General features: G+C 66.6%; 6 protein-coding genes. 4 read left to right on the top strand and 2 right to left on the bottom strand.

Annotated elements, in window-relative coordinates:
* Window positions 1-235 (bottom strand): VOC family protein (locus AC1DOC_RS08330; RefSeq protein ID WP_478129651.1); only part of this gene is annotated, 235 nt, incomplete at its 3' end.
* A gap of 79 nt (window positions 236-314) precedes the next feature.
* Here AC1DOC_RS08330 and AC1DOC_RS08325 point away from each other — a divergent pair.
* Window positions 315-1,082 (top strand): response regulator transcription factor, encoded by a 768-nt coding sequence (locus AC1DOC_RS08325; protein WP_015865609.1) that lies wholly within the window; start codon window positions 315-317, stop codon window positions 1,080-1,082.
* 19 nt (window positions 1,083-1,101) lie between these two features.
* On the opposite strand, the gene oxlT is transcribed toward AC1DOC_RS08325, so the two are convergent.
* A complete protein-coding gene (gene oxlT / locus AC1DOC_RS08320) occupies window positions 1,102-2,454 on the bottom strand; it encodes an oxalate/formate MFS antiporter (RefSeq protein ID WP_015865610.1) in 1,353 nt (450 codons plus the stop codon).
* A 181-nt stretch (window positions 2,455-2,635) separates the two neighbouring features.
* On the opposite strand from oxlT, the gene AC1DOC_RS08315 reads away from it, so the two are divergent.
* The 3 genes from AC1DOC_RS08315 to AC1DOC_RS08305 form a co-directional block, all read left to right on the top strand.
* On the top strand, window positions 2,636-4,498 hold the full coding sequence (locus AC1DOC_RS08315) for a sensor histidine kinase (protein ID WP_015865611.1): 1,863 nt from the start codon (window positions 2,636-2,638) through the stop codon (window positions 4,496-4,498).
* Between the two features lie 203 nt (window positions 4,499-4,701).
* A complete protein-coding gene (locus AC1DOC_RS08310) occupies window positions 4,702-5,136 on the top strand; it encodes a DUF4019 domain-containing protein (protein WP_015865612.1) in 435 nt (144 codons plus the stop codon).
* A gap of 729 nt (window positions 5,137-5,865) precedes the next feature.
* Window positions 5,866-9,198: ESPR-type extended signal peptide-containing protein (locus tag AC1DOC_RS08305; RefSeq protein ID WP_478129650.1), on the top strand; the 3,333-nt coding region annotated here is incomplete at its 3' end.

Here is a 9,198-nt window from a genome sequence, read left to right as displayed (position 1 = left end):
CATCCACATGCAGGTATCCGAAGTAGCTGTGGTCGCCCGTCGCAGACGGTGGGACGGCGTCCGGACAATGGCCGATCATGATGCGCACATCGCCGCGCGAAAGAAGCTGCCAGCCGGTTCCTTCCGGCCACTCGGCCTTGAAGCCCAGCGCATCCCTGAAGTAGGCGGTGTTTCGCTCGAGGTCAGGAACAGCGAGCACGAACGAGAAGGGGCGCAATTGGTTGGCTTGTGACATCGGATTTTCCTTTTGCGTAGCAGTCGACACGGCAAATTGTGACGGGCCCGGAACACCTCGGGGCACAATCGGCGCTGCCATGAGCACCATCGCCGAACCGTCATCCTCTTCTTCGCAGGCCGCGCCGAAAATCCGCGTGCTGATTGCCGACGATCAGGCACTGATCCGTCGCGGCATGGCCATGCTGCTGGACGCCGCGCCGGACATCGAGGTCCTCGGCCAGGCGGCCGACGGCGTGGAAGCCGTGGAGCTGGCCCGCCGCCTGCTGCCCGACGTGGTGCTGATGGATCTGCACATGCCGCGCAAGGGCGGCGTGCTCGCGACGCGCGAGATCTCGGCCGCCTTGCCGCACACGCGCGTGATGGTGCTGACCACCTTCGACCGCGACGACCTGGTCTTCGACGCGGTGCGTGCCGGCGCACAGGCCTACCTGCTCAAGGACGCTTCGGAAGAAGAGGTGCTGGACACCGTGCGGGCCGTGCATCGCGGCGAGTCGCGCCTCACGCCGCAGATCGCGCGCAAGGTGATGGACCAGTTCCGGCTGTTGGCCGATCGCGTCGCGCAAGAGCCGCCCTCCCCGCCGGCGCCGGATCCCCGCGCCGCGGCGCAGGCCGCCGCGCCCGGCGAGCCATCGCCGTCCGATTCGATGATGACGATGGCGACCAAACCGCTGACCGAGCGCGAGGCCGCCGTGCTCGAACTGATCGCCAAGGGCTATGGCAACCGCCAGATCGCCACGGCGCTCAACCTGGCCGAGGGAACGGCAAAGAACCACGTGAGCCGGATCATGCAGAAGCTTCACGCGAACACGCGCACCGAACTGGCGGTGCTGGTGTTGAAGAAGTAACCCCCCGAAGCGGCATCGATCAGGCCGTGCGGCCTGCAGGCGACAGGCCGCCGGGCATTGCGAGATCAGGCGCTGGCGAAGGCGCATGCGATGCGGCGGCATTGCTGGCGGTGTGCCTTGCGAGCATCGGCCGCAGCGCGACGATCGCCAGGAAGGCGGCGAACAGGTCGAGCGCCGCGACTGTGTAGAGCACGGTCGACCAGGTGCCGGTGGCTTCCATCATCAGATTGCCGAGCGGCACGAACAGCGCGCCGACGCCCTTGGCGCAATACAGCACGCCATAGATCTTGCCGATGTGCTTGGTGCCGAAGGCATCGCCCGCCAACGCAGAGAACAGCGAGTACACCTCGCCCCAGGCCAGGAAGACCACGCCCGACAAGATCAGGAAGGCCCACGGGTTGTGGCCGAAGTAGCCCAGCGCGATGATGCCGATGCCTTCCAGCGTGAAGGCGATCACCATGGTCTTCTCGCGGCCGATGTGGTCGGAGATCCAGCCGAACAGCGGGCGCGAGATGCCGTTCATGACACGGTCGAGCATCAGCGCGAGCGGCAGCGCGGCCATGGTGACGAAGTACAGGTCCACCTTGAAGTTCTTCACGCCCAGGTCCTGCGCGATCACGCCCAGTTGCGCCACGGCCATCATGCCGCCGGTGACCACGCAGGAGAACATCAGGATCATCAGCCAGAACAGCGGCGTGCGAAGCGCCTCGCCCAGCGTGTAGTCGCGCCGGCTCTGCGCGAGCTTGGTCGAGCCCCGCACTTCGTTGCCCTTGGGTGCGCGCAGGAACCAGGCCGCGATGAAGGCCAGCGAGCCCTGCAGCAGGCCGAAGAACAGGAAGGCCTGCTGAAAGCCGGAGCTCTCGATCATCGCGGCGATCGGCAGGATGGTGGCGGCCGAGCCCGCGCCGTAGCCGCCGGCCGTCAGGCCCACCGCCAGGCCGCGCCGGTCGGGAAACCACTTGAGCGCGTTGTTGATGCAGGTGGCGTAGATCGAACCCACGCCGATGCCGCCGATGGCCGCGCCGATGTAGAAGCCCATCAGCGTCGTGGCCTGCGAGTTGATGGCCCAGGCCGCGCCGATGAACAGCGCACCGAAGGCCACGATGAGCCGCGGCCCGAACTTGTCGATGAAGTAGCCCTCGATCGGCGCGAGCCAGGTCTGCACCAGCACGAAGATGGTGAAGGCAATCTGGATCGATGCGCGCTCCCAGCCGAACTTGCCCTGGATCTCCGGCACGAACAAGGTCCATGCGTACTGGATGTTGGCCGTGGCAATCATGCAGACGATGCCGACGGCCAGTTGCAGCCAGCGGTTGTCGAACAGGCGCGGCGGCGCGCCGGATGCGGCCTGTGTGAGGGACGTGGGATTCATTCGTTGGGTCTCCATTCGTTGTCGCGCCGATCGCGTCGCGGCACGTTCAGGGTTGGAATTCAGTCGCGCTGCAGGCACGGATCGCGATGGGTGCAACTGTTGCCGCAAACCGCCGCCGGCGCGCCTGCCGGAAGTCACGCGGCGGATCGAGACAAACCCCGAGGACTCGGGGGAAGTACCCATGCCGAAAGTCACGGCCACCGGCTGCGAGAATCCGCAGCCAATGAACCTCGCACGTCGCATCGACCCGCGGCGCTCCATGGCTGCCGCGATCGGCTGGCTGCTGATTGCGCTCACGCTGTGCCTGGCGCTCGCGGCCAACCTGTGGCTGCGCAGCTTCGTGCGTGCGACGCTGCTCGAGCAGCACGGCCAGCGCCTGGAGGCCGCGGCCGAGCACGTCAGCGCCGAACTCGACACCGCGCTGCTGCTGCGCCTGCAGGCCGTCAGCGTGGTGGCGGCCATGCTGTCGGAGGACGTGCAGCGCAGCGAAGGCGCACGCCTGAAGCGCTCGCTCGAGGCGGTGCGCCGCGGCGTGCCCGACCTGATCTGGCTGGCGGTGACCGATGCCGACGGCTTCATCGTCGCCGCCACCGACGAACAGGTGGTCGGCCAGAACGTCAACCAGCACGCCTGGATCTCGCAGGGCCTGGACGCCGCATGGATCGAGGAAGGCCGCTCGCCGCAGGAGCGCTTCCTGAAGCTCACAGCGCCTGTGCGCAACGCAGACGGCGCGATCATCGGCGTGGTGGCCGCGAACCTCCGCTGGAACTGGGTGCAGAAGATGATGGCCGAGATCCGCGCATCGCCGGGCGAATGGCTGCTGATCGACCGCGACGGCATCGTGCGCCACGGGCCGAGCGCGCTCCTGGGGCAGCGCTGGCAGGATGCCGGCGATCCGATCACGCCCTTCGATCCCGTGGTCGCGGGCCTGGGCAACGACGGATCCGATCTGCCCATGCGCATCCGCACAAGGCGGCTGCTGGACAACCGGCCCTACCTGATCGCGACCCCGCCCAATGCGCGCGAGGGCACGCTGCGCCGGCTCGGCTGGCAGGCCGTGGTGATCCAGCCGGTCGAATCGGTCGCGGCGTTTGCGACCGCCATCGAATGGCGCATCTCGATCGTGCTGAGCCTGCTGGGCCTGGCCGCCGCGGTTGCGGGCATTGTCATGGCGCGCCGGCTCACGCGCCGTGTCAGCGTGATTGCCCATTCGGCCGACGCGGTGCTGGCCGGCAGCGCCACGCGCATCGAGGTGCCGCAAGGCGCCGATGAAGCCGCGCGGCTGGGCAGCGCGCTCGACCGGCTGCTGGACACGCTGCAGCGCGAACGCGACGAGCTGCGCCGGCTCAACGCCGAGCTGGACGAACGCGTGCGGCAGCGCACCGAAGAGATCAATCGGCTCGCGCAGGAATCGCGCGATGCGGCGGTGGTGCGCGAGCGGCTGCGGCTCGCGCGCGGACTGCACGACACGCTGGCGCATTCCATGATGGCAATGCTCACCGAAATCCGCGTGCTCAAGCACCTGGCATCGAACCGGCCCGATGCGCTGCCGAACGAGCTGGTGCGGGCCGAGCGCGCAGCGCGCGACGGACTGGACGAGGCACGCCGCGCGATCGACCAGCTGCGCAGCAACCCGGTGCGCGACATCGGGCTGGGCGCAGCGTTGGCCGAGCTGGCCAAGAGCCTGGGCGAGCGCTCCGGCATCGAGCTCGACTGCCGGATCGACCCCGCCTTGTCCGCCCTTGCGGCCGAGCCGGCGGAAACCGTGTTCCACATGTGCGAGGAAGTGCTGCGCAACGTCGAGCGGCACGCGGGCGCGGCACGCCTCCTGATCCGCCTGCAGCGCATGGGAAGCGACGGCATCGAACTGGAGATCGCGGACGACGGCATTGGCTTCGAGCCGAGCGCAGGCGCCGCGGGGCACTACGGGCTCGTCGGGCTGCGGGAGCAGGCCGAAGCGATCGGCGCCCACCTGCGCATCGACAGCCGCAGCGGCGAAGGYACCCGCGTATCGCTGCGGTGGAGGCATGCGGGCGCAGCCTGAGGCGGAATCCGCAAAAGACCCGTCCTTCAATCGCCATGGAAAGGTCGGGCGGTTTCTTTAATCGCCCGTCATGGCGCAATCGCAGGCCGGCATCTGCATTCGCGCCTCAATCCCGGGGTGCTATAAACGAACGGCACCATGAAAGTGCCACATGCGAATCGGCATACTTACATATTGAAATTAGTATCACTCCCGGACCTGACATGACCTCAAGAAGCAAATTGCTGCTCGGCGCCGCATTCCTGGCGAGTTGGATGAGCACGGCCTCGGCCCAGGACGCCGACCCGACGAACATGGTTCGCGGCGGCCTGCAGGCCATCCAATTGGTGGACCAGGGCAAGATCGGCGAACTCTGGGACGGCTCGGGCCCCGCCACCAAAAAGCGGGTGGCGCGTCCCGAGTTCGTTCGCCAGGTCGAGGCGTCGCGATCGCCGCTCGGTGCCGCGCAGCAGCGCACGTGGATTTCGGTCAATCGCCAAATGGTTGCAAACGAAGATCCCGATGTGGCCGGGCAATACATCAACGTCGAATACGAAACCCGTTTTGCCAACGCCAGCAACCGGGTGGTGCGCGAGTTGACGAGTTTTCGCCTCGATGCCAGCGGCACGTGGCGCCTGAGCGGCTACGTGCTGCGTTAAGCCGCTCCCCCAAGCCGCTCCCTTCGATGCGCCGCGGTTCCGCGGCGCATCTGCCTGGCGAATGCCCCAAGCGGCAGGCGTTCGCAGCAGCAATCTCCCCTTCCCGCTCCAGCGATCGCTGCACCGCCTCCTGAGCGCGGGCCGCAGCCATCGGCAGCAGCTCGCCGCCTTTCTGGCAGCGCCATCTCCCTCGGCCTCGGCCAACCCTCAGCACCGAAAACAGCTCGCGCCCGGCATTCCGTCGCCTGCGCCAATTCGGTGCGCATCAATTCAGTGCCGGCCAATTTGGGGCGCGCCGGTTCGGTGCGCTACCGCCATTGATGAATTGATATAAATTTTCAATCGAAAACTACTGAAATCCGTGGCAGTAAATATAATATTTAAAAACTTTGTATTACTATTTGTATGGAATTATCAATAGGAATTTCCAAATAAAAGCATCCGAATATTATGTTATGCGATTTAATTAATAATAACTTCACATTACTATTCATAAGATCGGTCCAATAAGAATCCTTAATTGCGGCGATACGACAATGACGTGAATCCGCCACACGCCAGTTGCATTCCTTCCCAATCTCTTAAGATCCGCCAAAAATGTTTCTGTTTAATTGCAGTTGATTAAATAGTTTTACAACTATTTCTAAAGTTTTATTGGCATGTGCCGTCCGGGGATCCATTGGCCTTGGAGCAGGGCTTTTGGCGTCTTGAACAATCAAGGAGAAATGCATGAATAAGTCGTACCGCAGCATCTGGAACGAGGCGTTGGGCGCCTGGGTCGCCGCATCCGAAACCACCCGCGCGCGTGGCAAGCGAGGCGGCAGCCGGGTGGCCATTGCCGCGGCGGCGAGCGTGCTCGGATTGCTATCGATCTCGGCGCAGGCGCAGTCGGTGAACTGCAATGTGTCGCCTTGGAATGCGTACAGCGGCACGGCGTCCTGCATGGGCCTCAACTCCTCGGCCGCGGGAATCGGAGCCACTGCGCTGGGCTCCCTCGCAGCTGCCGATGTGCTTGGTGCGCTCTCAGTGGGGTATGCCGCCCATACCACAGGACAGAATGCCATCGGCTTGGGCTTTGGGGCCTATGCCACAAGCATCAATTCGATCTATCTGGGCGCACGTACCGCCGCCGGTACCGGCGCCTTGGCTGCGGGTGCTATCGGGATCGGCACGGATGTGACCGCCAGCGCGGGCAATGTCATTGCCATCGGAACCCTGGCCCAATCCAGCGCGCTCAACGCCGCGGCCATCGGCATCAGAGCAAACGCCGCCGGACAGGCGGCAGTCGCCATGGGTCAGGATGCGAACGCGCAGTCTGCGAACAGCGTTGCCATTGGTTTGCAAGCCACCACGTCAGGTTCGACCGGTGCAGTCGCGATCGGCGCCCGCTCCAGCACGAGTGGTATCAACGCGACATCGATCGGGGTCGTCGCAAATGCCACGAACACCGATGCCCTCGCCGTCGGTACGAACTCGGCCGCAACCGGGCTGCGCAGCATCGCCGTTGGCGCCGAGGCATCTGCAAGCATGCAGGACGCCGTCGCGCAAGGAACTCAGGCTAGCGCGTCCGCAGTGAATGCCACCGCGATAGGACATCTGGCAACGGCAAGCGACGACGCAGCCACCGCCGTCGGCAACAGCGCCCGGGCGCTGGGGAACAGTTCGCTCGCGCTCGGCGCGCAAGCGGTCGCTGTCGGGACCAGCACCGTGGCGGTCGGCCAGGGCGCCGGCGCAGGCTCGACGGTCGCCAATACGGGTTCGACCGCCGTGGGCATTGCCGCCGGCACGCTGGTCAGCGGCGCGCAGAACACCGCCATGGGCGGAGGCATTGCGAGCGTGATGCGAGGCGCAGGTTCAGGTGTCACGGGAACGCGCAACGTCGCCTTCGGTTCGGGCGATGGCACGGTCGCCTACGACGCCAACCTGGACGCTTCGGCAGGCAGCTTGGTGAGCGGCAACGACAACATCGCCATCGGCACCAACGCAGGCATCGGCGTGGCGGGAAATGGAACCACGTCGATCGGCTTGAGCGCGAATGCGAGCGCGAACAACGCAATCGCCCTCGGTTCGCTGGCAAAGGCATCGGCAGCAAACACTCTCGCGCAAGGCACCCTCGCCACTGCAGGCGGCATCAAYGCCATCGCCATCGGTACCCAGGCGATCGCATCGGCGGTCAATTCCATCAATCTTGGCGCGCGCACGGCTGCAGGAGCGGGTGCCCTGGCGGAGAGCGCCATCGCCATCGGCACGGACGTGACCGCCTCTCAAGATCGCGCTGTCGCCATGGGGATCGGAAGCCGGGCCACCGGCCTCGATGCGCTGGCGGCCGGTACCCGGGCCAATGCGGCGGCCGACAACGCGACCGCGCTCGGCTCGGGCGGGACCACTGCCGCGACTGCCGTGCGCGCCACCGGCGTGGGTTCGCTCGCCATCGGCGGCAATGCCACCCTGGGTGCCTTTGCATCGGGCGCCAATGCCATCGCCATTGGCGGTGAATCCGTCGCCGATGCCGCTGATGCAGTCGCCATCGGCCGGGCCTCCCGGGCCACCGGCGGCCGCGCAGTCGCCATCGGCTCGGGCAACGTCGCGAGCGGCAACGGCGCCGTGGCAATCGGCGATCCCAACACCGCGACCGGCAACGGCGCGATTGCCTCGGGCCTGGACAACACCGCCACCGGCAATGGTTCGGTCGCAATGGGCAACACCAACATGGTGGGCGGCGGCGGCCAGGCCGTGAGCACCCCCGGCACGGCGGCGCAGGGCGCGGTCGGCATCGGCTACCAAAACACGGTGGTCGGCCAGGGCAGCGTGGCGATCGGCAGCACCAGCAGCGCGCTGGCCGCGGGCGCGGTGGCGTTCGGCGACACGGCGGTGGCCAACAACGCGGACGACGTGGCACTGGGCTCGGGCTCCACGACGAGCAAGGCCATCGGCACGGCCAGCGCCGTGATCGGCGGAACCACCTACAACTTCGCCGGCACCACGCCATTGAGCACGGTCAGCGTCGGCGCACTGGGTGCCGAGCGCACCATCACCAACGTGGCGGCGGGCCGGATCTCCCAGACCTCGACCGATGCCATCAACGGCTCGCAGCTCTACGCCACCAACCAGGCGGTGCAGGCGATCGCGGCCAGCACGCCGACCCACTACTACAGCGTGAACGACGGCGGCGTGCAGCAGGGGAACTACACCAACAACGGCGCAACTGGCGCCAATGCGCTGGCGGCTGGCGTGGGCACCCTGGCGGCGGGCACGCAAGCCACGGCCGTGGGCCCGTTGGCAAGCGCCTCCGGAAAGTCCTCGATTGCGCTGGGCCTCCAATCCGATTCGAGCAATGTCAGCACCATCGCGGTCGGCAACCGGTCCAACGCCTCAGGCTCCAACGCCACCGCGATCGGATCGGTGTCCAATGCCTCCGGCGACAACGCCATTGCATTCGGATCGAGCACCATTGCGTCGGCCGCGAATGCCACTGCCGTGGGCAACCGGGCCAATGCGAGCGCTGCCAATGCGCTCGCGCTCGGCGTTGGCGCCACGGCCGCCCAGGCCGACGACGTGGCACTGGGCTCGGGCTCGGTGACGGCCGCGGCCGTCGGCACGGCCAGCACSGTGATCAACGGCACGACCTACAACTTCCAGGGCACCACGCCGACTTCGACGGTGAGTGTCGGCGCTCCGGGCGCCGAGCGCACCATCACCAACGTGGCGGCCGGGCGGATCTCCGGCACCTCGACCGACGCCATCAACGGCAGCCAACTGTTCGCCACCAACTCGGCGATCGATGCCGTGGGCGTCACCGCCGGCAAGGGCTGGAACGTGACCACGGGCCAGACCGGCACCGGCACTGCGACGGGCACCAGCCTGCAGAACATCGCGCCGGGCGGCACCGCCACCTACACGGCGGGCAACAACATCGCCATCACGCAGAACGGCGCGGAGGTGCAGATCGCCACCAGCGCCACGCCCAGCTTCACCAGCGTGACCACGGGCGGCACGGTGCTGAACAACAACGGCCTCACGATCGCGGGCGGCCCGAGCGTGACGATCAACGGCATCAACGCC

Source organism: Variovorax sp. 01T439_2 (genome assembly GCF_056398445.1).
The sequence above is the reverse complement of the archived record's forward strand: the minus strand, read 5'-3'. Positions and strand labels throughout refer to the sequence as shown.

Coding starts and splice junctions, on each gene's coding strand:
- AC1DOC_RS08325 (WP_015865609.1), top strand. CDS start 315: ATGAGCACCATCGCCGAACCGTCATCCTCTTCTTCGCAGGCCGCGCCG.
- AC1DOC_RS08310 (WP_015865612.1), top strand. CDS start 4,702: ATGACCTCAAGAAGCAAATTGCTGCTCGGCGCCGCATTCCTGGCGAGT.
- oxlT (WP_015865610.1), bottom strand. CDS start 2,454: ATGAATCCCACGTCCCTCACACAGGCCGCATCCGGCGCGCCGCCGCGC.